29 protein-coding genes and 1 tRNA gene are annotated in these 22,934 nt (G+C 59.5%); 15 read left to right on the top strand and 15 right to left on the bottom strand.

The features are described from left to right. Positions 1-7: 7 nt before the first annotated feature. The 4 genes from ACXIQ9_RS08020 to ACXIQ9_RS08035 all read left to right on the top strand — a co-directional run bounded on the left by ACXIQ9_RS08020 (position 8) and on the right by ACXIQ9_RS08035 (position 2,763). Positions 8-160 carry a ribbon-helix-helix protein, CopG family gene (locus ACXIQ9_RS08020; RefSeq protein WP_459016316.1) on the top strand — a complete coding sequence of 51 codons (153 nt, stop codon included), beginning with the start codon at positions 8-10 and terminating at the stop codon, positions 158-160. Beyond that, positions 144-788: a thermonuclease family protein gene (locus ACXIQ9_RS08025; RefSeq protein WP_459016317.1), complete on the top strand. Its 645-nt coding sequence runs from the start codon at positions 144-146 to the stop codon at positions 786-788. Before ACXIQ9_RS08020 ends, ACXIQ9_RS08025 begins: the two co-directional genes overlap by 17 nt. 91 nt (positions 789-879) lie before the next feature. After that, positions 880-2,238, top strand: coding sequence for a hypothetical protein (locus ACXIQ9_RS08030; RefSeq protein WP_459016318.1), 1,359 nt, complete (start codon positions 880-882; stop codon positions 2,236-2,238). Positions 2,239-2,241: 3 nt separating this feature from the next. Further along, on the top strand, positions 2,242-2,763 hold the full coding sequence (locus ACXIQ9_RS08035) for a hypothetical protein (RefSeq protein WP_459016319.1): 522 nt from the start codon (positions 2,242-2,244) through the stop codon (positions 2,761-2,763). Here the strand turns inward: ACXIQ9_RS08035 and ACXIQ9_RS08040 are convergent. Continuing rightward, positions 2,760-3,275, bottom strand: a complete 516-nt coding sequence (locus ACXIQ9_RS08040; protein WP_459016320.1) for a hypothetical protein — start codon at positions 3,273-3,275, stop codon at positions 2,760-2,762. The genes ACXIQ9_RS08035 and ACXIQ9_RS08040 overlap by 4 nt on opposite strands. Positions 3,276-3,374: 99 nt before the next feature. Next, entirely contained in the window at positions 3,375-4,817 is a 1,443-nt protein-coding gene (locus ACXIQ9_RS08045; RefSeq protein WP_459016321.1) for a hypothetical protein, read from the bottom strand. 435 nt (positions 4,818-5,252) lie between these two features. Here ACXIQ9_RS08045 and ACXIQ9_RS08050 point away from each other — a divergent pair, with 435 nt between their 5' ends. After that, complete coding sequence (locus tag ACXIQ9_RS08050) at positions 5,253-5,813, top strand: J domain-containing protein (RefSeq protein ID WP_459016322.1); 561 nt, start codon at positions 5,253-5,255, stop codon at positions 5,811-5,813. 24 nt (positions 5,814-5,837) lie between these two features. After that, the gene (locus ACXIQ9_RS08055; protein WP_459016323.1) at positions 5,838-6,860 is read left to right on the top strand and encodes a hypothetical protein; all 1,023 of its coding nucleotides are present in this window, start codon (positions 5,838-5,840) and stop codon (positions 6,858-6,860) included. A gap of 225 nt (positions 6,861-7,085) precedes the next feature. On the opposite strand, the gene ACXIQ9_RS08060 is transcribed toward ACXIQ9_RS08055, so the two are convergent. From ACXIQ9_RS08060 to ACXIQ9_RS08070, 3 genes are all read right to left on the bottom strand, one after another. Beyond that, positions 7,086-7,244, bottom strand: a complete 159-nt coding sequence (locus ACXIQ9_RS08060) for a hypothetical protein (RefSeq protein ID WP_459016324.1) — start codon at positions 7,242-7,244, stop codon at positions 7,086-7,088. A 310-nt stretch (positions 7,245-7,554) separates the two neighbouring features. Then, a complete protein-coding gene (locus tag ACXIQ9_RS08065; protein WP_296416288.1) occupies positions 7,555-7,758 on the bottom strand; it encodes a hypothetical protein in 204 nt (67 codons plus the stop codon). 39 nt (positions 7,759-7,797) lie between these two features. Beyond that, positions 7,798-7,968 carry a hypothetical protein gene (locus ACXIQ9_RS08070; protein WP_296416287.1) on the bottom strand — a complete coding sequence of 57 codons (171 nt, stop codon included), beginning with the start codon at positions 7,966-7,968 and terminating at the stop codon, positions 7,798-7,800. Between the two features lie 315 nt (positions 7,969-8,283). Between ACXIQ9_RS08070 and ACXIQ9_RS08075 the strand changes: the two genes are divergently transcribed. Together ACXIQ9_RS08075 and ACXIQ9_RS08080 are read left to right on the top strand one after the other, a co-directional pair. Further along, on the top strand, positions 8,284-8,724 hold the full coding sequence (locus ACXIQ9_RS08075) for a VOC family protein (RefSeq protein ID WP_459016325.1): 441 nt from the start codon (positions 8,284-8,286) through the stop codon (positions 8,722-8,724). A gap of 433 nt (positions 8,725-9,157) precedes the next feature. Further along, positions 9,158-9,748, top strand: a complete 591-nt coding sequence (locus tag ACXIQ9_RS08080; RefSeq protein WP_459016326.1) for a DUF3747 domain-containing protein — start codon at positions 9,158-9,160, stop codon at positions 9,746-9,748. A gap of 75 nt (positions 9,749-9,823) precedes the next feature. On the opposite strand, the gene ACXIQ9_RS08085 is transcribed toward ACXIQ9_RS08080, so the two are convergent. Together ACXIQ9_RS08085 and ACXIQ9_RS08090 are read right to left on the bottom strand one after the other, a co-directional pair. Further along, positions 9,824-10,624: a hypothetical protein gene (locus tag ACXIQ9_RS08085; protein ID WP_459016327.1), complete on the bottom strand. Its 801-nt coding sequence runs from the start codon at positions 10,622-10,624 to the stop codon at positions 9,824-9,826. Positions 10,625-10,769: 145 nt separating this feature from the next. Next, a complete protein-coding gene (locus tag ACXIQ9_RS08090; protein WP_247479461.1) occupies positions 10,770-10,970 on the bottom strand; it encodes a hypothetical protein in 201 nt (66 codons plus the stop codon). Positions 10,971-11,033: 63 nt separating this feature from the next. Between ACXIQ9_RS08090 and ACXIQ9_RS08095 the strand changes: the two genes are divergently transcribed. Next, positions 11,034-11,288 carry a Nif11-like leader peptide family RiPP precursor gene (locus ACXIQ9_RS08095; protein WP_296419700.1) on the top strand — a complete coding sequence of 85 codons (255 nt, stop codon included), beginning with the start codon at positions 11,034-11,036 and terminating at the stop codon, positions 11,286-11,288. Here the strand turns inward: ACXIQ9_RS08095 and ACXIQ9_RS08100 are convergent. Then, complete coding sequence (locus tag ACXIQ9_RS08100; RefSeq protein ID WP_459016328.1) at positions 11,258-11,695, bottom strand: hypothetical protein; 438 nt, start codon at positions 11,693-11,695, stop codon at positions 11,258-11,260. The genes ACXIQ9_RS08095 and ACXIQ9_RS08100 overlap by 31 nt on opposite strands. Before the next feature lie 147 nt (positions 11,696-11,842). Here ACXIQ9_RS08100 and ACXIQ9_RS08105 point away from each other — a divergent pair, with 147 nt between their 5' ends. From ACXIQ9_RS08105 to ACXIQ9_RS08115, 3 genes are read left to right on the top strand one after another with little or no spacing between them, the layout of a single operon-like run. After that, a complete protein-coding gene (locus ACXIQ9_RS08105; protein ID WP_029625987.1) occupies positions 11,843-12,853 on the top strand; it encodes a DnaJ C-terminal domain-containing protein in 1,011 nt (336 codons plus the stop codon). A gap of 44 nt (positions 12,854-12,897) precedes the next feature. Then, the gene (locus ACXIQ9_RS08110; protein WP_296416599.1) at positions 12,898-13,137 is read left to right on the top strand and encodes a hypothetical protein; all 240 of its coding nucleotides are present in this window, start codon (positions 12,898-12,900) and stop codon (positions 13,135-13,137) included. A 42-nt stretch (positions 13,138-13,179) separates the two neighbouring features. Then, a complete protein-coding gene (locus ACXIQ9_RS08115) occupies positions 13,180-13,446 on the top strand; it encodes a hypothetical protein (protein WP_010312920.1) in 267 nt (88 codons plus the stop codon). 1 nt (position 13,447) lies between these two features. On the opposite strand, the gene ACXIQ9_RS08120 is transcribed toward ACXIQ9_RS08115, so the two are convergent. Next, a tRNA-Arg gene (locus ACXIQ9_RS08120) sits at positions 13,448-13,521 on the bottom strand. A 68-nt stretch (positions 13,522-13,589) separates the two neighbouring features. Here ACXIQ9_RS08120 and ACXIQ9_RS08125 point away from each other — a divergent pair. Then, positions 13,590-14,315 (top strand): hypothetical protein, encoded by a 726-nt coding sequence (locus ACXIQ9_RS08125; protein ID WP_459016405.1) that lies wholly within the window; start codon positions 13,590-13,592, stop codon positions 14,313-14,315. Here the strand turns inward: ACXIQ9_RS08125 and ACXIQ9_RS08130 are convergent. Continuing rightward, on the bottom strand, positions 14,294-14,536 hold the full coding sequence (locus ACXIQ9_RS08130) for a hypothetical protein (protein ID WP_010312917.1): 243 nt from the start codon (positions 14,534-14,536) through the stop codon (positions 14,294-14,296). The genes ACXIQ9_RS08125 and ACXIQ9_RS08130 overlap by 22 nt on opposite strands. Then, a complete protein-coding gene (gene rsmI / locus ACXIQ9_RS08135) occupies positions 14,536-15,393 on the bottom strand; it encodes a 16S rRNA (cytidine(1402)-2'-O)-methyltransferase (protein ID WP_459016329.1) in 858 nt (285 codons plus the stop codon). The genes ACXIQ9_RS08130 and rsmI overlap by 1 nt, the downstream gene beginning before the upstream one ends. 22 nt (positions 15,394-15,415) lie before the next feature. On the opposite strand from rsmI, the gene ACXIQ9_RS08140 reads away from it, so the two are divergent. After that, complete coding sequence (locus ACXIQ9_RS08140) at positions 15,416-16,336, top strand: 3'(2'),5'-bisphosphate nucleotidase CysQ (RefSeq protein WP_459016406.1); 921 nt, start codon at positions 15,416-15,418, stop codon at positions 16,334-16,336. A 37-nt stretch (positions 16,337-16,373) separates the two neighbouring features. On the opposite strand, the gene ACXIQ9_RS08145 is transcribed toward ACXIQ9_RS08140, so the two are convergent. From ACXIQ9_RS08145 to rseP, 3 genes are all read right to left on the bottom strand, one after another. After that, a complete protein-coding gene (locus tag ACXIQ9_RS08145; RefSeq protein WP_459016330.1) occupies positions 16,374-18,506 on the bottom strand; it encodes a polyribonucleotide nucleotidyltransferase in 2,133 nt (710 codons plus the stop codon). A gap of 159 nt (positions 18,507-18,665) precedes the next feature. After that, on the bottom strand, positions 18,666-18,968 hold the full coding sequence (gene rpsN / locus ACXIQ9_RS08150) for a 30S ribosomal protein S14 (protein WP_010312910.1): 303 nt from the start codon (positions 18,966-18,968) through the stop codon (positions 18,666-18,668). A 41-nt stretch (positions 18,969-19,009) separates the two neighbouring features. Further along, positions 19,010-20,098, bottom strand: a complete 1,089-nt coding sequence (rseP, locus tag ACXIQ9_RS08155; protein ID WP_459016331.1) for an RIP metalloprotease RseP — start codon at positions 20,096-20,098, stop codon at positions 19,010-19,012. An 86-nt stretch (positions 20,099-20,184) separates the two neighbouring features. Here rseP and mqo point away from each other — a divergent pair, with 86 nt between their 5' ends. After that, a complete protein-coding gene (gene mqo, locus ACXIQ9_RS08160; RefSeq protein ID WP_459016332.1) occupies positions 20,185-21,624 on the top strand; it encodes a malate dehydrogenase (quinone) in 1,440 nt (479 codons plus the stop codon). Here the strand turns inward: mqo and serS are convergent. Further along, on the bottom strand, positions 21,621-22,901 hold the full coding sequence (gene serS / locus ACXIQ9_RS08165) for a serine--tRNA ligase (protein WP_459016407.1): 1,281 nt from the start codon (positions 22,899-22,901) through the stop codon (positions 21,621-21,623). The genes mqo and serS overlap by 4 nt on opposite strands. Between the last annotated feature and the right edge of the window lie 33 nt (positions 22,902-22,934).

The raw sequence follows: 22,934 nt of genomic DNA on the forward strand, positions 1-22,934 counted from the left end.
TTAGCCTATGTCGCCGACTGAACGCATATCAATTGAACTTAGTTCTGAGCTTTTAGAGAGGCTTGACGGGATTCGCCAGCAATTAGGACTTAGAAGTCGTAGTGCATTAATTGAACGCCTTGTGAAAGAAGTTCTTGAGAATAATGGTGAGCAGGACTAGCTTTAATAGAGTTGGATTAAAGCTAGTCATTTTCGGATGCAGCCTTGCTCTCCTAGCAGCCCAGCCTGCCAGAGCGGCCACTGTTATTTCTGTTGGCGATGGAGACACCATAAGGGTTTTTGAAGATTCTTCCCCATTGACAATCCGTATTGCATGTATAGATGCTCCTGAATCTGCGCAGGCGCCTTACGGGACTCAATCAGCTAAAGCACTCAAAGCTCTTTTGCCAGTGGGGTCCACCGTGACTCTCTTTATTCACGCGAAGGATAGATATGGGCGAATAGTGGCTGAAGTTTTTGGTCAAAATGGGAATATTGGGAAGGTCTTGGTTGGACAAGGCAACGCTTTTGTCTATAGGGACTATCTCTCTAGCTGTGAAGCCGATCAGTACCTTCAGCTGGAAAGAAAGGCTTTATTGTCTGGTCTAGGTATTTGGTCAATTGGAACTCAAGGTATTGAAAGGCCCTGGGAATTCAGAAGGAGGAGTAAAGCTTCGGGACAGGGGGTTCGACGAAGGTATCGATGTAGTGAAATCTCTTCTTGGAGCTATGCACAACTCTTGCTGAGAGAAGGCCATTACTACCTGGATAGAGATAAAGATGGAGAAGCATGTGAAGGGCTGAAGTGATAAGGCTCGTCTTGTTGCAGTTCGCAATCTGTTGTCTTTAGTTGCCGACTCTGAGAATTTTTGCTAGTTCTAGGGAAAGGCGTCTGTACCCTTGACTGACGACAAATCCTTTGAACCCCAAAGCGGCCAAGGCCGTATTGAGTTGAACCCCCAGCAACTCATACGATGGATAGATACATCTCCCGACCTTGCTTACTTGCGTGATGCCGCAGACAGGGTGCAAGGTCGTTATGACGCGACTTCAGGCGAGATTACGTTTCAAAAGCCGCGAGTAGATACTATTACAGCAAGGAATAAGGGTTTAATCAGACAAGTAAGAGTCTTCTTTTGGCCAAAACCGACTAGCATTCGAGGCAAATCATGTGCTTCCCAGGAATTTGATCAGAGTTGCAGCAATACAGTTAACTTGATGTCGGCAAGCACGCTATGGGATGCCATAACGACGTACCCGATTATTCAGTTTGCGCTAACAGACTTTGTTGGTGGAGCAGCTTTGCCAACCGCAGTTGTTGTATCACTAGGATTGACAGCAGCAGGAAATGTTGCAGGAAAAGAGTCTTGCAATCGAAGCAAGGGTAAAAAGAACTCCGCTAGAACTGCTCTGACTATTTTTGTCGCAGTCTCAGTGGCCCGTACGCTTTTGTCAGGTGTGGGCCTTGATATGTTGATTAACAGAAGAGGTATTACTCGTGGATATGCAGAGAAGACAGTAGCCGAACAAATTCAAAAGACTGATACTCAGCTCAAGCAGCTAAGTACATTACAAAATCCAGTTCTACAAGAATTCAGAGATGCATGTAATGCAACTGAAGACCAGTTAAAGACGATGGATAGGAGCGACCCACGTTGGGATTCGACCTTCAGAAAGGCACGCGGATCTTTCCAAGAGCAAAGAGCCATGCAAGGTAAATCAGTTGATGAGATAGTCAAGATGTATGGATCTATTTCACTTGTACCTGGCGACTGTAACCGTCAACGATTCCAAACAGAGATAGATAGTCGTGAGGCGACAAGGCTTCGCGGTCTTTTAAAGACGTATCGGATGGATAAAGATCGGCTTAATCCATATCGATTCCTGTCTACACACTTTCCTGAAGTTTATGAGAGCAAATTTGTTGAGCAATCTAATGGTGAAGTAGAGATCAAAGAAGGTGGTCAGCTGGTTCTGACCTCTGTAGAGCAATTCTATGGAACGCTTTTCAGCAGCCGTTGGCCTGCCTTGGGATTCTCTCTATTTGGTATGGCAATCTCCGTATTTCTCTCAATTGGCTCTGCCTGGATGCTACGCCTCAAGTCGAGAAGTAGCGATATGCGAATGTCATACAGTGATCAGATGCTTGACGTTAGAGAAGATTTTCTAAATGGATATTCGGAAACCTTGCAGATTGCTCAGGAGAAGCGAAGAAACAAATTGATTAATGGATCCATTTCAAATCAAAAGGAGGACTGACTAATGCCTGATCAAGTCGAATCTTGGATTGCGCTTAATGATCGAACGGAAGAGCTTCAAATGGCAGTCGCGAAAGTCTCTGCCGAGCTTGGTATGGGATCCGATATGGCAGATAACCTTTATGTTGATATGAACTGGGGCTCGATTGCTAATCATGTTCTGATAACGGCTCTGTATGACATGCAGAGAACGGGTGAACTCCAGGACGCATCAGAGATACTTGCTCAGCGACCCAGCGCGCCGCAAGCACCCAGTAATGGTCCTGGTGTACATGAGGAAGAGCAAGAACCGCCCGAGTCCTGGATTCGAAGGAGGGAAGCCGTCATTACTAAAGATCTCTCTTGGTTTATTAATAATGGAGAAACTGCTGACATTCGTTTAAAGGCTAAGGAGTACCGCGAGCAGGTCTTAATGGACCTCTACCTTGAGCATGTAAAAATGTCTGGAGAGACCTATTTCCCTGAGCTTCACCGCTTGTTAAAAGCAGAATGGGACTTTTCGGTTGAACAGTCAGCTGGTAATTAGCATTTGTTGAGAGCGGACTGCTCTTTGTTCCGAGTTAGTCTGATCTCTATTCTCCGTTTCTCTTGAGGGAGAGATTCGCGGTTGGATACCTGTGGTGGGTCAATCAAGCTACCTGCTGAGTAAGATCTAAATACCAAGTCAGGGTATTCCTGGCCAAGATTTTCTTCAAGAAGCTTCTGCACTGATAAGGCACGAAGTAGTCCTAGATCTGCATTTGAGCCGGCTTTTGCTTTTGGAAAGCTTTGCGCGAGCTTCGTTGAGGTAGAGAAGCTGTCTAGGTTGCTTAGTCCACTGTTGGGCAATCTGTCTGTATGGCCAACGACTTCTACGGTATCAATTGCGTAGCATTGAATTGCACGTTCGATCTCTTTAAGCTCTTCGCTAATAAGCTTTTGCCTGAATGCATAGCTTATCTGGAAGCTTCCTCTCTTGAATCTGAAGTCTTGAGCGTCGCTTAGTCTTATAACAGGTGGTTTTTCATTGGTTAGTTTTGCAAGGACGCTAGCTACCACTACAATGCTAAGGATTAGCAGCGTGCTGCTTAGAAGGTCAGTGTATGCAAGCCATGGCGCAGTCAATCGTGGCCGGTTACTTTTTCTAGGTGCCATTTCTTACTCCCACGTCTCGGTATTTGACTGGCTCAATAGTGCCTCACTTAGTGCATTTAGTCTTCTTCTCTCTTCGTCGGTAAGGCTTGAAGTTCTTAAGTGTGTCTCAACTAATTGTTTCGTTCTTTGGCTCTCTGTAGTTAATCCGCTTAATGCATCTTGTAGAGATCTTAGTGCTTTCAGGGTTTCCTCCCTTTGGCTGTCTTCAGCACTAAGCTTTTTGGCTAATGATGCTGATAGCTCGTTGGTCGTTTTATTTTCGCGGCCAATTTCAAGTCTTGCAGACCGTAATTGCTTTGCCGCTTCCGATATGTCGTCGCCCACTTTTGAGATGTTTTCAATGGCTCTGTCCTGAGTGTCTATTTCGCGCTGTACCAGGGAATTGTATTCCTCTATCCTGCTTTTCAGCGAATCTAGGAGCATGTAAGAATCTTGGTAGCCCTTCAGGGCTTCTTTGTATCCCTCGCTCGAGTAGTCCAGGTCAGCCACAAAACTTGTCAAGGCTTCTTTCCCATTATTTATTCCTAGCAAAAACGAATTCGAGGCATTTGAGAAATCCTTCGCAAACTCTGAGCTAGAGAATGCTTCTGATGCTCTCTTGAACTGTCTGCCGCTCTGGTCTAAGTGTTGAACGCCCTCGCTAAAAGTTTCTGCATAAAGGCTCATTGCCTGAGAGCCTCTTTGGATTGAGTCGAAGGTTTCTTTGATCTTTTCATTCATGGCCCTTTCGATTGCCTGTCCGACTTCGTCGCTGAATCTGGACATGAAGTTCGATAGGCAAAGCTCCATTCTCTCGACTGAAGCTCTGACTAATGAGAACCTATTGCAGTCTGCCTGTACAACTTGTTCCAGGTACGCGGTCAGTAGAGACTCTGTTTCTTCGAGTAGGCGATTGCATCCGAGGACCAATCCGATCAGCCAAAATAGAAGGCTGTAGAAGACTCCACCAAGACTTGACAGAAAAGCTGTGCTCATCGGCCCAAGCACATTGCCTAGTTGATCGACTATTTCTCCTGGGGCTGTGTCATCAGTTGGGGTAAGTAGAAGACCCAGCTCTTGAAGGTTGGCGGCAAGTCCAACAAATGTTCCCAGTAGTCCAATGGTTATGAAGACACCAGGGGCGCTTCCCATTAATTCGCTGAGCCCACCTATATTTACTCTCCATTTCCCAATATGCAGTAACTCGTAGCTGCTGAGTTCACTTGCTGCAATTGAGTGGGCATCAACTTCTTCAATATTCTCGGCTGCTCTTCTATATCGCGTCCGTGCCGAGGTGACGAAGTTTGATTCATCCCCAAATTGGTCCTCGGAAAGGCGTAATGAACGAGCCAAGCCTTTTAGGTTTGGCTGCAGTTTCCGTCTTGCCTTCCAGATGCTTAATAGGAGCCCCAAGAAGAGAAGGGTTTCAAGTCCTAAAAAGATTGCGGCTTGCTCGCTGATCTGCATGCCTTGTGAGCGGCTATTCCAAGTCTGCCAAGAAAAACCGTGCGATCATCACTTGTAGCGTTTCTCTACTCGACTCCGTTTGCTCGTCTTGGGTGTGGGGCGTCTCTTATGTTTTGCTGATGATTAAGGGCAGGAGCAACAATCCGTATGCCAACCCACCCATCAGGACTGGAAACAGAAGACCACTCCTGAGCAGCTCGCACGCTGGCTCGTAATCGTTCATGCATAAAAATGCTTTTCTCCTTTAAGGGGGCAGTGCCTGACTTCGTATTTCTTCTTGTCTGAAAAAGCTGCTTGGCACCGGAATACATTGGGAGCCGGAGAAGTCAACTCAAATCCCAGGGCTACCTTCTGTAAAGAAGTTATTAGATGAACCTAAAACTGGAGGTGGTCTTGCCCTGATCTGGATAGCTTTGAAGAAGCCAATAGGTAGTCGTGGCTGCAGCAAGACCCAAAAAGCTGACCAAGCCAGAGGTGGAGACTTTAATTCAAGATCTCCTCGGCTCAGGGCAGATTGCACGTGATTCATTGCTTGCATTTGCGGAAAGAGTCAACGGCGCGGAGTTTAAAGAGGCACCACGACCGAAAGCAAAAGCAATAACAATGACAACGGCAAAGAAAGCGGTGCTTGATAAGTTTGGCTGCAAAAATGCGACAGAGCTAAGGAAGAATAAAACCTTTGTGATGTCAATGACTGGAGAAGAGATCAGCCTTAAGACAAAAGACGATTGGATGAAGCTCTATAGAAGATGGGTCGCTGTCCCTGAAGACGAAAGGAATAAGAGTGGACCAACATGTATTAACGGCATCGATGTACTTGATAACTTCCGCCCCTGGCATGTCTTTGGCCTAGACCCCAAAAAAGCTACGGCCGAAGACGTGAAAGCCTCCTTTCGAAATCTCGTCAAGGTTCATCACCCCGATGCTGGAGGGGATCCAAGAGTCTTCGAAAGGCTCCAGAAGATGCGCGATTCAGTCCTTGCATTGATGAATTGAGGAGGCAGTTCAATGCGTGATCTATTGACCGACAAGGAAACCGCCAGGATTCTTGGTAAAAGAATCGACACTCTCTATAAGACCATCGACTTCTTTGATGGTGATGATAAAGATGAATGGGAGCTTGTTGAGGGAGAGCATTTTGAGTTCACCACTAAGACTGGTGACTATCGCGAGAGACGATTCTATGAAGAAGGTGTGGAAGCATTAGCTGAATACTTTGACAGAAACACCCCAGGCTTGATCAAGCTCGTTGCTGAGGCTCTCACCCACAGACGCCGCAGGCGTAAGCAAATGCTTGTTTCCAGGCGAATTACACAAGAGTTGATTGAGTCCGGTTCCCTGCTAGAGGTCAGAGGTGAGTTGGGATTCGTCAGCCGCAAGACATGCATCAATATCTTGCAAACTAATGGGCGTGGAATTAATAACTCAATTGAGCGCCTTTGCCAGGCTGGCATGCTTGATGGGGAAGAGGGTCTCGAGCTTGAGCAGCATTTTCTCCTTAGCGAGGAAGGTGAAAAGATTTGGAGTCAAAGAGGATTAGCGAGCATGGCTATTGACATGTCCCACAACTCCAGCATCAACAAATCTCGAAAGGCGTGGGTGGGCGCTGTTGGGGAAGTTGTTGAAGAGTGCTTTAAGACCGAGATTAAAAGGCTCGCTGCAGCCCCACTGCGAATCGATAAAGCGATAGCCAAAGCAAAACGGGCAGCCAGAGATACATGCCAGGTCACAGGAAAGAAAAAGGCAAGGGGCAAGGAGCTAAGCCTTGATGGTCACCATTTGTTCGATAGGCAGAATCGTCCGGATCTCGCCGACTTCCACGACAACATCCTTGTCGTCGAGTCCTCAATACATGCCGACTTTCATAGCTGGAGAGGCGGTGGAGGATGCGAGCCTAGGCATTTCCTTCAGTACAGCTCGGAGATCAGGGGAGACTTGTTTGACTCCTCTAATAGTCGTGCCATGGAGCGATTCAATGGCTTGACAGTGCGCTTAACTCAACTGCAACGAAACTACGAAAATAATCATCTTCGTTACCGCTAGTCTTTTTCTAAGGAAAGCTGCTACTCCGGCGACTGGCGATAAACCCTGACATTCTTTCTGTGGTGAAAGTAAATAGCGTAACCGTTATTGCGTAAGAGCCCTCTGGGCGCCACGTCTTCGTCTTGTGAAATCAGTGAATGTCTTTGCTCTTCGGTAGTTCGTTGGCACATGTTCTAGCTCTGCGTCCAATGATGCAGATGTCGCGGGTGGGGCCGATTTGTATGGCTAGTCAGTTGTTTCGTCGATTTCATCGAAAACCTCTTGCAATATCCGCTCGATGAGGCTGCTCTTTGACCTGAGGTCAAGCTGTTTTTGAATTGCTGTCAGCTTCTCGTCAATGCTTAGCGGCAGCGTGATCTGCAGTGAAACGCGAGCCTCTTCCATAGCGCTTGGAGGATTATCGAAATGATGCCCGAGGTTCCTGCGCCGGAGCAACCAAAAATGCCGTGGCTTCACGGCGGGCTGGGGTGCCCACTCAGGAGTAATCCCTGATGTGGTCTTGGCCTGCTGTGTTCACTCACCTCAAGCTCTTCGCCCTTGAGGTTTGCCCCTACGACCCCTGTCAGCGTCTGGTGTGATCCTGTTCTGAGCTCGCTGGCCACAAAAAAACCGCGGATTCCCAGCCGCGGTTGAGGTTCCCATTTGCCTATCCCATCGAAGCGGAACCGGTCGGGGTTGCCATGGGTATGTCTACTCAGGACTTGGACACGTCTCTTTTTTTGAGAACGCAACCAGCTACCCCACAGACGACTTCGTAGGCCTCGTGACTTTTCTGGCTGAGGACTTTTTTGGTGTAGGCCCGTTTGGATCCCCCCTGGGTGAGGCGGTCCATTGATTGCATCAGGCGCTTTTTGATCGAGCGCAGGCGTTGAAGGGCCATGGATTGGGCGGCATCCATCCCACCTCTAGCGCCTGATCGCCCCAGGTGGCTGCGGCTTCACTCTGTGGTGGGGTGATCCTGGGCATTTCGCAACTCAACGGCCAGTTCCTGCAGGCCGAAACCAGCGAGGGCCAGGAGAATCACCAGCCCGGCCAGCCCCAAGAGTCCGTCTTCCACAGCTTCTCTTCGACTGGTCCTGTCGTAGCCATCGCCGCTGGCTGCTGCCACCGCTGTTTGCGTTCGCTCCTTTGGGTTGGCCGAATTGGAGCAGCGTTCCTAGACCGGGGGCACGCGCTTCAAGGGATCCACTCCGTGTTTCATTCCCCCCACGCTGTGCCAGCCCATGGCTCCAGGGGAGAGTTGCAGTTGGCGTCTCTGCGTTGCCAATTGCAGCTGCACTGTTCTGGTTGCCCCTTCGTCAAGGGTGATCCGAGCTGCCATGGGTTCTGCAGCCTGCATGGGGCGGTGCTGAGTCCCCAGTCCCAGTTCTGGAAAGCCTGCAACGGCCGTTTCTCCAGGCCCGTTTTGGCCTAGGGGCACGCCGTGGTTCGGCCTTGCTTTCATCTCTCGATTCCAGCGATTGACCTGCAACGCAGTCATGACTGGTACGTCCAGGCCTTGGACTGCCAGCCCGGGCGCAGGAGTGAGCAGGCCTCGATTCTTGACTTCCAGGGCCACCAGTTGGTCCTGCAACACACGCCCCAGCTCCAGGAGCCGGGGCAGCCTGGGATCTATCCCCGACATTTCGGGCTGGTCTTTGAGACCTTCACCCGTTGGGAGCAGCTGAGGCTGCAGCTGGAGCGCAGGGGCTGCCTCTTCTCTGTGCCCCCCAAGTGCCGCTACTCCGGTGGCCCGCTGGAGCATCACACCCTGTTTGTTCAGGATCCCAGTGCCAACTGGCTGGAGTTCAAGCACTACACCCACAGCGAAGCGGTGTTGGGCTGCAGGGATCAGCCCCAGGTCGGCGACCAGGACCTGCGCTAAGCGGCAATGGGCATTAACTCGGATTGCCCAGAGCCTGGGGCGGTCCGATGCTGGGCCCATCGATCTCGGAGGCGGATATGACCGACACTCCACCGAACCAGTCCTCAGGAGCGAGCTGACCGAAGGCCCCTGCTCCAACAGTCTTCTACCGCTTGTGAGCGGGCCGTCAGTTTTGACGGCACTCCATCTGCACCGCCTGAGGTGCCCCAGGAGACCCACCGCTCGACACCTGGATCCTTGGCCCCAGGTGTGCCTCCTTCAGAAGCTCCGACCGAATCCATTGCTCGAAGCCGGTGCCCTTGGGTGCCGGCTTTGTTGTTGCCGGCTGTGAGCAAGGTCACAGGGATGGTTGAGCTGGATCCGGCGGGGGAATTTTGTTTCTGGAAAGGTAAATGCATCGAGGAGGTCACCCTCCCGCAACCCCCAGAGATCGATGTTCAGCACTCGCTTTTCCGCCCGCGCCGCCGCCGCTGTTGTGATGGGATTGAGCGCCACGGCTGCCCTGGCACCTGCGGCGGAGGCCTCGGTGTTTACGGCGCAGCCGGTGATCGAGCAGAACTTTGTGATGGTCGCAGCACCAATCGGCAGCAGTGCGCGCTCACAGCTGAACATCTACGAGCAGGTGTCGCAGAAGCGTCCTTGCTTTCAGGAGCATGCAGGAAGCCCGACGGTTGTGAATCCGCTGCTGAGCGAATTTGATTTCAGCGGGATCTGCAGCCGCTATGTCGACAGCAACGGCTACTCGCTGCGGATTGGCAATGAGGACAAGGGCACGAGCTACCGGCTGAGCGTTGTGAAGGAAGAGGGCGATGTGAAGCTGATGGCGATCTCAAGCAGTGGCCGCGAGGGGGCGGCGAGCTATGTCGTGGCGCGTGCCGGCGGCGATGGAGCTGGTTTCCTGAAGCTGAGCTTTGAGCCGGGATGGGAACTGCGCCGTCGTCAGTACGGGAACCGCGGTTTGGGTCATCTGTATCTGTACCGGCAGAGCGCTGATCAGGCTGTGGCGAGCGCCGGGGTTAACTGAGCGCGGGAGTTGAGGTCGCACGAGAAAGCCCCCAGTCGCAGAGCGGCTGGGGGCTTTGGTGTGGGTGGGTTGGTTTTAGAGGCCGAGGCCACCGAGGGGTTGGAATCGCTGCAGAGGAGCCGTGCGGTTGACCTTGAGCAGGTTGCTTTTGCCAAGGCCTTTGATGCTCCGGTTGGGGATGTTCGAAAGACCGGAGAAGCGATTGGCGGAACGGGTGCCCGACTTTTTGCCAAGGCCAGGAATACCGGGCCGTTTGGGGTAGACGGTGCTCTTGCCTTTGGGGAAGTTGGGGAGTTTGACGCCTGGTCGAGTGCCGACGTTGCCCGGGTTCTTGCCGGTGTTGCCAGGCCATTTACCTGCGTTACCAGGCCGCTTGCCGGGGCCTTTGCCGACGTTGCCAGGGCCTTTGCCGACGTTGCCGGGGCCTTTGCCGACGTTGCCAGGGCCTTTGCTATCCGGGCGGGAGCCCGCACCGTCCTCGTAACCATGGCCATGGTCGTAGCCGTGGTCGTAATAGCGGTCACGGTTCATGGAGCCTTCAATAACGCCGCCGAGGATGCCGCCGACGACGCCACCGAGGAAGGCCTCGCCGGAGGAGGAGGTTTGGGCGGGAGCGGGTTGGGTGGTGTAGACGACGTTGAGGTTGGGGTTGTGTTGTCCTTGGACCATGGCCTCTGCACTGGCGAGGCAGGCGAGATCCAGGCTGGTCATGTCGATGGCTGACTTGACGAGCAGCTCACCGGTTTGGCGTGAGAAGCAGTCGTAGTCGAGGGAAGCGGCTTGGGCGTTGGAGGTGATGGCCAGGAGAGAGGAGCCGGCAAGGGCAGCGGCGGTGATGCCAGTGAAGCCTTGACGGAAGAAGGAGAGGGAAGTCATGGGAGGAGCGTGTGAGGAGTGAGGAGAGGGGGATGTGTTCCCCGCTGATCACAAGCTCGCCCGGTTGGAGGTTGAAGTTGTTGAGGGACGCCACGGTCTGAGGTGACGTTGGTCTCAATTTGCGACGGCTAAAGAAATAGGCGCTTTAAAACTTCCCCAGCTCCCGCTGAGCGCGGGGTCTCTGGGGGGCTGGGGCGTTGACGGCTGGCCGTGGTGCGGGACTCGTCGCCGCTTGAGGAGCTGTGGCTGGGGCGGGAGTCGTGCACTGGTTGTCCTTGAAGGCCAGCACCAAGACGGCCGTCGAGAGAAGGGAGACCGCGACCGCATTGGCGACGTGCAATTTCATGGGCCGATGCAGCCAAATCAGGGCGTCGTACTCAGCATGGAGAGGAATCTCGCGCTGCGCTGCGTGTCTGCCGCTGATCTCAAAGCGTTCCTGTCCAAGGTGGGGAACAACCAGGCCATTCGCGACCGCATCCACGCCGCGACGGGTGTGGATGACATCCTCTCGATCGCCCAGAGCCATGGCTTCAGCCTGAGCAAGCCGGCGGTGCTCAGGGCCCATGGCGAGGCGCTATCCCAAGCCGATGACGCTCAGCTTCAACGGGTGAACACCTGGGGTGATGCCCTGATTCACTGTTTTGGGGTGGCCGACTCGGACTGAGCGCCCGAGAAGCTGCTCCAGACCTCCAGTTCTTCCAGGGACATCACCCCTTCACGCCGCTCGCCTTGGTAGTCCCAGGTCGGATAGGCGCGGACCTTGGCGGCCATGCAGCGCTTGCGGCCCTCCTCCTCTTTGTCGCACTCCACATACGGCAGGAGCTCGATGGCCTCCACGCCGAAGAGTTCTTTTTGGGTGTTGCAGTGGGGGCACCACCAGGCTCCATAGACCACAAACCCCTGGGCCTTGAGGTGTTTGGCCAACTGTTGTTGCCGAGCCGTGGAGGGGCGAGCGGCCGCGGGCTGCTCTTCGGCGGCATGCGCCGCGGGTAGAAGTGCCGGTGAGCTGATCAGCAGCCCCAGGCTCAGGGCCAGGCGTCCCAGGACTTGGACGCTGCGGGGGCCAGCCATGGTGCTTGAACAACAGGTGGCCGCACCCTAAGGGCGATGGCGGAGGTGGTCACGCGTTCGGCCTTCCGCCTGTTTTCCCCCTCGCTCAATCCACCCCGCTGCTGGGACACTGAGGGTGCCGTTGATCGGTCCTTCCCAGCTGCTGCGATGAGCGCCAACGGTTACCGCGACTATTTCAAGGTTCTGGGCGTTGAGCGTGGCGCTGATGCGGACGCGATCAAGAAGGCCTTTCGCAAGTTGGCGCGCCAGTACCACCCGGATGTGAATCCCGGGGATAAGGGCGCTGAGGCGAAATTCAAGGAAGTCAGTGAGGCCTATGAGGTGCTCTCTGACCCCGATAAGCGTCGCCGCTACGAGCAATTCGGGCAGTACTGGAGTCAAGCCGGCGCTGGCCCTGGCCCTGGCGGTGTCGATGTCGATTTCGGCCGCTACGGCAATTTCGATGACTTCGTCAATGACCTGCTGGGCCGCTTTGGCGGACCTGGCGGTGGGGCTGGCGGATTCCAGGGTGGTGGTTTTGGTGGCGCCCCCGGCGGCTTTGGCGGGTTTGGCTCAGGCTTCCCCGGCGGCTTTGGCAGCGGTGGCTTTGCCGGTGCCCCGGGCCGTCAGGCGGCGCCGGTGAACCTCGATGCCGAGGCCAGCATCAACCTGACCTTCTCGGAGGCCTTCCGCGGCTGCGAGCGCACCCTGGCGGTTAATGACGAGCGCGTTCAGGTGCGCATTCCCGCCGGTGTGAAGCCCGGCAGTCGCCTGCGCCTCAAAGGCAAGGGGAACCTTCAGCCTGGAACTGGCCGCCGCGGCGACCTTTACCTCACCCTTCAGGTTCAGGACCATCCGGTCTGGACCCTCGACGGAGACCAGCTCAAGGCGGATCTTCCCCTGAGCCTCGATGAGCTGGCCCTGGGCGGTGAGGTGCGCGTGGCCACGCCCGATGGAGAAGCGACGGTGACGGTGCCCCCGGCGATGGCCGTCGGCCGGAGCCTGCGGCTCAAGGGCAAGGGCTGGCCGGTCAAGGGAGGTCGCGGTGACCTGCTGTTGAGCCTCAGCCTGAAGCAACCGGCGCGCTACAGCGACCAGGAGCGGCAGTTGTTGGAGCAGTTGCGGGCAGCGCGCAGCAGTGACCCTCGAGCCGATTGGATCAGCGCCGCACGTTTGTAACCCAGGGGCGTCTATGGCAGGGTGCGCCCAGCACTTGCATCGCCGTGAAGCGTCTCCTGCTGGGCTGTCTGCTTTGGGCCTCTGCGCCGGCGGCGATGGCCTACGAGGCCTGGTTGGTGCGCTCCACCTTTGAGCCCCACAAGGTCGGCCCCAAGGACGTGGCCGTGACCAAGGTCCCGATGCCGACCCTGAAGGCCTGCATTGCAACGGGACACCGTTGGGTGGCGGCAGCACCCAGTGATGGCAAGACCTCTCGCGGATTCGATTGCATCCCCTACCGCTAGCGCCCCCTGGTGTAGATGTGGGGCTCAACCAGAGCGGGATTGATGGCGAAGCGCCGGAAACTCAACAAAGAGATGGAGGCCGCGATGGTCGTCGCTCAGAGGAAGGTTGAGTTGATGACCGCCAAGATCCGAGATATCCGCGACGAAGATATTCAGAACGAATTCGCCCAGGCCTTCGCCCAGGTGCACGCCTCTCTCTCCCACCTGATCGAGGCCTATCGGGTCAAGGGCTTCTGCGAGGAAACCGAGGGCACCCTCGCGCTCTACAACGGCCTGATGGCGCGTTTTGAAGAGGAGTACGAGCTCTAAACGCCCCCTGTTGGATTCGAACCAACGACCGGCTGCTTAGAAGGCAGCTGCTCTATCCAGCTGAGCTAAGGGAGCTTGGATCTGACGCATTGTGCCAGCTGAGCCAAGGCTTCTATGGTGGTGTGCTGGAGAACGATGTCCACATGCCCGCTCCACGGCTGACTGAAGGCCAAAAAGAGGAGCTGGTTGCTCGCTACCGTCAGGGCGAGACCGCCCAGGCCCTGGCGGCGAGCTACGGCTGCAGCCCCAACACCGTCAGCCGGGTGCTGAAGGCTGGGATCGATCCCGAGGAGCTCGCTGAGCTCAAGAAGCAATCCCGCAGCCGCTCGTCTGCCAAGCCCGCCGCCGTTGTTGAAGCTCCAACTCCAGCTCCTGAGCCCGAGTCCAGCACCAGCGAGCCGGAAGAGTCCTCAGACGACGAGGAGGATCCGGGCGTCTTGGCGATCGATGACGCCGATGACTTCGGCGATGACGGCGATGAGGAGAACTTCGAGGACGGCGATGACGCTCTGGAGGTTGCACCCCTCGGCGGCGTTCCAGCGGCGGAGCTGATTGATCCGATCCCCCTGCTTCCCGGATTGCTGCCCAGCAGCGTCTACATGCTGGTGGACAAGGTGGTGGAGCTGCAGGCCAAGCCCCTCAACGAGTTCCCCGAGCTCGGTTCCCTGCCGGAAGCCGAGCAGGCGCGTCAGGCCCTGATGCTGTTCACCAATCCCCGCCAGGCCAAGCGCCAGTGCGGCCGCAGCCAGCGGGTGATCAAGGTGCCCGACAGCGATGTGCTGCAGCGGCGCTCCTCCTATCTGGTGGCCCAGGGCATCACCCGCCTGGTGGTGGAAGGCGGTCTGCTCTACTCCCTGCCGGAAGCCTGATCACTGCCCGGCAGCAGCAGGGCCGTTGCTGCGCCGCCGCTGATCACCCCGATCACCAGGGAGACCCCCAGGAGAAAGCCTGTCGGGAGTTCCGCCGTGCGGCCAAATCCCAGGTTCAGGCGGGTGCGTTGATCCAGGTTCTGGGCGCCCAGACAGAGGATCAGCAGCAGCAGCACCCCACCGCCGAGGCTGGCCAGAAGCAGGCGCAGGCGCAGCAGCATCAGGGGGTGTCGTCGTCTTGATGCAGCAAAGCGTAGAGCTCGCGTTTGGCGATGCCCGTGCTGCGGGCCAGTTGGCGAGCGGCATCGTTGCGGCTGAGCCCGCCGCTCACTAGGGCCTGCAGCTGCTCACGCAGCGTCTCATCGCTGGGTCGCTCGCTGGTTTTGTTCTCGGCGCCGCCCAGGACCAGGGTGAATTCCCCCTGGGGCGGGTTCAGGCGGAAGTGCGCCAGGGCCGCGCTCAGGTTGGGGCCGACCTGCTGCTCATGGCGCTTGGTCAGCTCCCGGGTGACGGCGATCGGCCTGTCCCCGAGGAGCTCGAGCAGGTCCTCCAGCAGCGCCAGCAGGCGGTGGGGTGCTTCGTAGAAGACCAGGGTCCGTTCCTCTTGGGCCAGGGCCTGCAGGCGGGCGCGGCGCGCGGTGGCCTTGGGGGGAAGAAATCCCTCAAAGCAGAACCGCCCGCAGGGCAGACCACTGCTCACCAGGGCAGTCGTGGCGGCGCAGGGCCCGGGCACACAGATCACCGTTCGCCCCTGGCCGCGGGCGGCGCTCACCAGCTCCTCGCCGGGATCGGAGATGCCCGGGAGCCCGGCATCGCTGATCACGGCGATCGCTTCCCCGTTCTCCAGCGCCTCGAGTAGCTCCGGGATTCGGGTGGCCTGGTTGTGCTCGTGGAAGCTCACCAGACGGTTCTTGATGCCCAGGTTGTGCAGCAGCAGGCCGCTGCGGCGGGTGTCTTCGCAGGCAATGCGATCGGCCCCGGCCAGCACGGTCTTGGCCCGGGGCGAGAGATCGCCGGTGTTCCCGATCGGGGTGCCCACCAGATAGAGCACGCCTGCAGCGGGTTCAGCGCCCTGCATCACAATGCTCCTTTGCCCTTCCATGATGCCCGCCGCCGCCTGCTTCCCCCCTGGCATCGAGGAGAAGCAGCTCTTGGCGGATCTGCGCCGGCTCTGCTGGGGTGCCGCCGACATCCTGCTGGCCTATGGCCGCGGCGAGCAGCCCCCCTATGGCTTCCCTAAGGCCCTGAGCGTCGACGAAGGGGGCGAGGGCCCGGTCAGCGCCGCCGATCTGGCGGTCAACCAGTGGCTGCTCGATGGCCTGGCCCAGGCCTATCCGGATGCGGGTTGGACCCTGCTGAGCGAGGAGACCGCCAAGGAGCAACTGACCGCCGGGGAACCCCTGGATGCCGAGTGGCTTTGGATCCTGGATCCCCTCGATGGCACCAAGGATTTCCTGCAGGGCACCGGCGAGTACGCCGTGCACCTGGCGCTGGTCCACCGCGGTGAGGCCGTCTTGGGCGTTGTTCTCCAACCGCTGCTGGAGGACCTCTGGTTCGGCCTGGTGCCCGAGGGCCGCGCCTGGCGGGAGAACCGCGCCGGTGAGCAGCAGCCCGCCCAGCTCAGTTCCCGTCAGGCCCTCTCCGAGATGGTGCTGGTGGCAAGCCGCAACCACCGGGACCAACGGCTGGAGCAGCTACTGGAGGCCCTGGCCCTGGGCGACACCAAGGCCATCGGCAGCGTCGGCGGCAAGGTAGCCACGATCCTGCGGGGTGAGACCGACGTCTACATCTCGCTCTCGGGCAAGAGCGCCCCGAAGGACTGGGACATGGCGGCTCCCGAGGCCGTGCTCAAGGCTGCCGGTGGCGCCTTCACTCACGCTGACCGTGCACCGCTTCGCTACAACACCGGCGATGTGCGCCAGGCCGGCTGCCTGATCGCCAGCCATGGCGTCAGCCACCAGGAGCTCTGCGAGAAGGCCGCTGCGGCGATGGCCCGCATTGATCCAGGCTTCGCGGTTTAGGCCATAAAAAAAGCCCCCTTGCGGGGGCTTCGTTCGATCAGGCCTGGGCGGGCTCGTCCTGCTGGGGAACCCCGCGCAGGGTGAGGTTGATCCGGCCGCGGTTGTCGATCTCGCGGACGCGGACGGTGACGTGGTCACCCACCTTCACCACGTCTTCCACCTTCTCAACGCGGGCTTCGCTGAGTTGGGAGATGTGGATCATGCCTTCCTTGCCAGGCAGGATCTCGACGAAGGCGCCGATCGGGATCACGCGGGTGACGGCACCGCTGAAGACCTCGCCTTCAGAGACGCGACGGGTGAGACCCTCGATGATGCGCTGCGCTTCCTCAGCGGCTGCACCGTCGTGGCTGGCGATCGTGACAATGCCGCCGTCCTCGATGTCGATCTTGGTGTTGGTGCGCTCGGTGATGCCCTTGATCGTGCGGCCGCCGGGGCCGATCACGGTGCCGATCAGCTCGGGGTCGATCCGGAAGCTGAGCAGGCGAGGGGCGTGGGGGCTCAGGACATCGCGGGGCTTGTCGATCGCCGCGAGCATCTTTTCAAGGATGTGCAGACGGGCCGGACGGGCCTGGTTGATCGCCTCAGCCACGGTCTTCACTTCGAGACCGGTGATCTTCATGTCCATCTGCAGGGCGGTGATGCCCTTCTCGGTGCCGGCCACCTTGAAGTCCATGTCGCCGAGGAAGTCCTCGATGCCTTGGATGTCGGTGAGGATCCGGACCTCAGAGCCCTCCTTGATCAGGCCCATGGCGGCGCCACTCACGGGGGCCTTCAGGGGCACGCCGGCATCCATCAGGGCCAGGGTGCTGCCGCAGACCGAACCCATCGAGGTGGAGCCGTTGGAGCTCAGGCATTCCGACACCACGCGAAGCACGTAGGGGAAGCTCTCCTTGCTGGGGAGGACGGGGATCAGGGCCCGCTCCGCCAGGGCGCCGTGGCCGATCTCGCGGCGGCCGGGGCTGCGCATCGGGCGGGTCTCGCCGACGGAGTAGGGGGGGAAGTTGTAGTGGTGGAGGTAGGTCTTCTCGTTGGACGGGTTCAGGTCGTCCATCTCCTGGGCGTCGCTCGGGGTGCCGAGGGTGGCGCAGGAGAGCACCTGGGTCATGCCGCGCTGGAACAGACCAGAGCCGTGCACGCGCTTGGGCAGCACACCGGCGGCGGCGCTGATCGGACGCACCTCATCGAGGTTGCGGCCGTCGACGCGCTTGCCGTCGTTGACGATCTGGGCGCGCATCAGCTTCTTGGTGAGCGCCTTGTAGTTGTTGCCCAGGGCCTTGCCGTTGCTGCTGACGGCCACCTTCACGGCGTCGTCGTCCTTGAGGCCGCTGATCTTCTCGGCCGCCTGGGCCTTGATCGCATCGAGCTGTTCGTCGCGCTCGGCCTTGGTCAGGCTGAACTGCTTGAGGACCTCGCCGATGCCCTTGCTGCATTCCTTCTCCAGGAAGGTGGGCAGGGTGGCGTCGACGGTCTGGGCCTCGGGGATGACCTGCTCGATGCCGAGCTCCTTGAGCAGGGTCTGCTGGACCTTGATCAGTTCGCAGACGGCCTCGTAGCCGAAGTCGATCGCCTCGATGACGTCCTGCTCGGGCAGCTGGTTGGCGCCCGCCTCGACCATGATCACGCCCTGGGGGGTGCCGGCGACCACCAGATCCAGCTCAGAGCGCTCGATCTCGCGGTAGCTGGGGTTCAAGATGAAGTCATCGCCCAGCAGGCCGACCCGCACAGCCGCCATCGGACCGTTGAAGGGGATCTTGGCCAGCAGGGTGGCCAGGGAGGCGCCGGTCACCGCCAGGACATCGGGCGGAACCCGCTCATCCAGGGACATGCAGGTGGCGACGACCTGCAGGTCATCCCGCAGCCAGCTGGGGAACAGCGGGCGCATCGGGCGGTCAATCAGACGCGCGATCAGGGTGGCGCGCTCGGGGGGACGGCTCTCGCGGCGCATGAAGCTGCCGGGGATACGACCAGCGGCGTAGAGACGCTCCTCGTAATCGCAAATCAGCGGCAGAAAATCGATGCCCTCACGGCCGCCGGAGCGGGTGGCAGTGACGAGAACAGAGGTATCTCCGCATTCGACCATGACGGAACCCCCGGCCTGCGGGGCGAACCGACCTGTGGTCAGTCGGATCTCCCGACCATCGAAGGAGACCGACTGAGTGTGACCTTGCACGTGGGCTTATGTCTTGTTTGTTGTCAAGAGCAATTCTTGCATCTGAGCCCAAAGGCTTGCGAAAAACAGGCGCAATCTCTTTCGGAATGCCACAACGCAGGCAAGCAACAAAAAAGGCGCCTTTCGGCGCCCTGACGGTCGATCAAGCGATCGAGAGACTCACCAGGAGGACTTGACCACGCCGGGCAGTTCGCCTTTGTGGGCGCGCTCACGCAGCTGGTTACGGCACAGGCCGAAGTCGCGGTACACACCACGGGGCTTGCCGGTGGCCCAGCAGCGGTTGCGCAGACGCACGCGAGCGCTGTTGCGGGGCAGGTTCTGGATCTTGCGGTGGATCTCCAGGCGCTCCATCGGATCGCCAGCGGCTTCGAAGGCGGCCATCAGAGCTGCGCGCTTGGCGGCGTAGCGATCAACAAGCTTTTGGCGCTTGACGTCGCGCGCAATCATCGACTTCTTCGCCATGCGGCCTGGATCTCGTAAGCAGTGACCAGAAAGCCTACCTCTTAGCGTCCCAGCAGCTGTTGGACCGCCGCCAGCTGGCTGGTGTCCTTGACGATCAGCACCACGCTGAGGCCCACCAGCAGGACAAAGCCCGACTGCATGAAGGCCATCTGGAACTTCTCGGGCAGGGGCTTGCGGCGCAGACCCTCCAGCAGCAGCAGGACGAACTGCCCGCCATCGAGCATCGGCAGCGGCAGGGCATTGAGCACCGCCAGGTTGATCGAGATCAAGGCGGTGTAGAGGAAGAGGCTGCTGCCGCCCTGTTTGGCCAGGGAGGCGCCCATCTCGACGATCTTCACCGGACCGGAGACCTGCCCTGCGGTCTCACCGAAGTGGGTTGCGAGGGTGATGAAGCCATCCACCGTCCGCTTGGTGAGCAGGGCGACATCGTGGTTGGCCTGCTGGATGACCTCGATCGGGCTGCGGGGGCGGCGGAAGGCCTCGGTGCCGCTGGGTTGAAGTTGGGCGCCGATGCGGCCGATGCCGCTCAAATCAGCGGGGGTCAGCTGCAGTTCCAGGGCTTGGCCCTGGCGCTCGGCCTGCAGGCGCAGGGTTTGATCGGGTGCGCCCTTCACCAGCTCGACCAATTGGCTGACGGCGCTCTGGCCGCCGCCCAGGTCGCGGCCGTCCACCGCCAGGATCCGATCGCCGGCCTTCAGGCCCGAGGCGGCAGCGGCCTGGCCCTGCTGCACGCCCGAGACCAGCACGCCGGGCGTAGCGCTGAAGCCAGCGGGGATGCCTACGAAGGCCCCCTGGGCCATCAGCACCGCCCAGGCCAAGAGCAGGTTGGCGATCACGCCAGCGGCGATCACCAGGGCCCGTTGGGGCAGGGGGCGGTTGGTCAGCAGATCGGGGTCATCCGAGGGGATGCTGCTGTCTTCGTCGTCATCGGGGAAGGAGACAAAGCCCCCCAGCGGAATCGCCCGCAGGGCGAACTGCACCCCCCGGCGCTGCTTCTGCAGCAGCACCGGGCCAAAGCCGATGGAGAAGCCGCTGACGCGGATCCCCTGCCAGGTGGCGGCAAAGAAGTGCCCCGCCTCATGCACCACGATCAGGCCGGCCAGGATCGCCAGAGCCGTCAGGACGCCCATCTCTGCAGATCCAAAGTCCGTCCATTGTGGGGGGAAGGCACGGCCATAGCGTTGGTTGTTAGTGCGCCCCGCCCGACTCCGGCTCCATGAGTGAACGCTGTGATGCCCTTCTGGTGGGCGCCGGAATCATGGGCGCCACCCTGGCGAACCTGCTTCGGCAGCTCGATCCCAGCCTGAAGGTGGTGGTGCTGGAGCGGCTCCCGCAGCTGGGGCGCGAGAGCAGCGGGCCGATGAACAACGCCGGCACCGGCCACGCCGCTAACTGCGAGCTCAACTACACCCCAGAGGCCGCCGACGGCTCGGTCCCCACCGGCAAGGCTCTAGCGATCAATGCCTCCTTTGAACGCAGCCTGGAGTTCTGGAGTTCCCTGGTGGAGGGCCAGCAGCTCAGCGATCCCGCGGGGTTCATTCGCGCCGTGCCCCACCTGAGCTTTGTCTGGGGGCAGGCCAATGTCGATTACCTGCGCCGCCGCTTTGAGGCCCTGCAGGGCTCGCCCCAGTTCGCCGACATGGCCTGGAGCAGCGACCCTGAGCAATTAAGGGAATGGATGCCCTTGGTGATGGCCGGCCGGCGCCTGGATCAACCCCTGGCCGCCACCCGGGTGACCCGCGGCACGGATGTGAACTTCGGCTCCCTGACCCGGGCGCTGCTGAAGGGTGTGGACCTGCGCCTAGGGCAGCAGGTGCTGGGGCTTGAGCGGGGCGGGGCCGGTTGGCGCGTGCAGACCAGCGCAGGCGAGCTGGAGGCACCGTTTGTCTTTTTGGGGGCCGGGGGCGGCAGCCTGCCGCTGCTGCAGCGCTCCGGGATCCCCGAGGCGCGGGTCTACGGCGCTTTCCCGGTCAGCGGCCAGTGGCTGGTCTGCCGCAACCCGGCGGTGATTGAGGGTCACAACGCCAAGGTCTACGGCAAGGCTGCGGTCGGGGCTCCGCCGATGTCTGTGCCGCACCTGGACACCCGCTGGATCGAGGGCAAGCGGGCCCTGCTCTTTGGTCCCTACGCCGGGTTCAGTACCCGCTTTTTGAGGCAGGGCTCCCTCTGGGATCTGGGTCGCTCGATCAAGCCCTACAACCTGCTGCCGACCCTGCAGGTGGGGGCCAAGAACTTTGATTTGGTGCGCTACCTGGTGGGTCAGGTGATCCAGCGCCCGAAGCAGCGGATCGACAGCCTGCGGGACTTCCTGCCGCAGGTCAACGCCAACGACTGGGAGCTGGCGGTGGCCGGCCAGCGGGTGCAGATCATCAAGCAGGTGGATGGCCGCGGCAGCCTGCAGATGGGCACCGAGGTGGTGAGCAGCGCCGATGGCTCCCTGGCGGCCCTGTTGGGTGCTTCCCCCGGGGCCTCGACAGCGGTGGACACGATGCTGGAGGTGCTGCAGCGCTGCATGGGCGAGCGCTTCGCCAGTGAGGCCTGGCAGCAGAAGCTCAAGGCTCTGATCCCCTCCTGGGGTGAGGAGCTGGGGGCCAGCGCCGAGCGACTGGCCCAGATCCGTCAGCGCAGCAATGGGCTGCTGGGCCTGAGCGCCTAGGCCGCGGGAATGGTGTCCGAGCCGAAGTAGGGCACCAGGGCGGCGGGGAGCTTGATCGAGCCATCGATCTGCTGACCGTTCTCCAGCAGGGCGGCCATGGTGCGGCCGACGGCCAGGCCACTGCCGTTGAGGGTGTGCAGCAGTTGGGTGGTCTTGCCCTCCTTGCAACGGATGGCGGAGCGGCGGGCCTGGAAGTCGCCGCAGACCGAGCAGCTGGAGATCTCGCGGTAGGCGCCGGCCCCCGGCAGCCAGACCTCGAGGTCGTAGGTGCGGGTGGCGGAGAAGCCCATGTCTCCGGTGCAGAGCTCGATCTTGCGGTATGGCAGCTCCAGGGCTTCGAGCACCGCCTCGGCATCCGCGGTGATCTGTTGGTGGGCGTCCGCGGAGTGCTCCGGGTGGCAGAACCAGTAGAGCTCCACCTTGTTGAACTGGTGCAGGCGGATCAGGCCGCGGGTGTCCCGGCCATAGCTGCCGGCCTCGCGGCGGAAGCAGGGGGTGTAGGCGACGTACTTCAGCGGCAGCTGATCGGCGGGAATGACCTCGCCGCGGTGCAGGGAGGTGACGGGAACCTCGGCGGTGGGGGTCAGCCAGAGGTCGTCCTCGGCGCAGCGGAAGCTCTCCTCGGCGAACTTCGGCAGCTGGCCTGAGCCGGTGAGGCTGGCGCTGTTGACCAGGATCGGCGGCAGGACCTCCCGGTAGCCCTTGCCGCCGTGCAGGTCGAGCATGAAGTTGATCAGGGAGCGCTCGAGCCGGGCACCCAGACCCATCAGGGTCACAAAGCGGCTCTGGGCGATGCGCACGGAGCGCTCGGTCTCAAACAGGCCCAGGCGCTCGGCGATCTGCCAGTGCTCCTCGAGCCAGTCTTCGCTCGCCCGGGGGCTGCCCCAGGTCTTGATCTCGACGTTGTCGTTCTCGTCCTTGCCGTCAGGGGCCTCGGCCGAGGGCAGGTTGGGCAGGGTCAGCAACTCCTCGCGCAGCTTGGCCTCGAGGGTCTTCTCTTCCTCCTCGAGGACCGCGACCTGTTGCTTGATCCGGTTGCCCTCATCGCGCAGGGCCTGTACCTCGGGGCTGCCCGGTGCGGCGCCGCCCTTGATCTTCAGGCCCACCTCCTTGCCGATGCGGTTGCCTTCGGCCTGGAGGTTGCTGCGTTTTTCTTCGAGATCGCGCTCCTGGCGCGCCATCAGCTGAAGGCCCGTGAGATCGAGCTTCATGCCGCGGCGTCCCAGCTGCTCGGTGATGAGCTCAGGGTTGTCGCGCAGCAGGCGCTGATCCAGCACGGGACTAGGGTTCACAGGTGCGCTTGAGCCTAG

Source organism: Synechococcus sp. LTW-G (genome assembly GCF_054459035.1).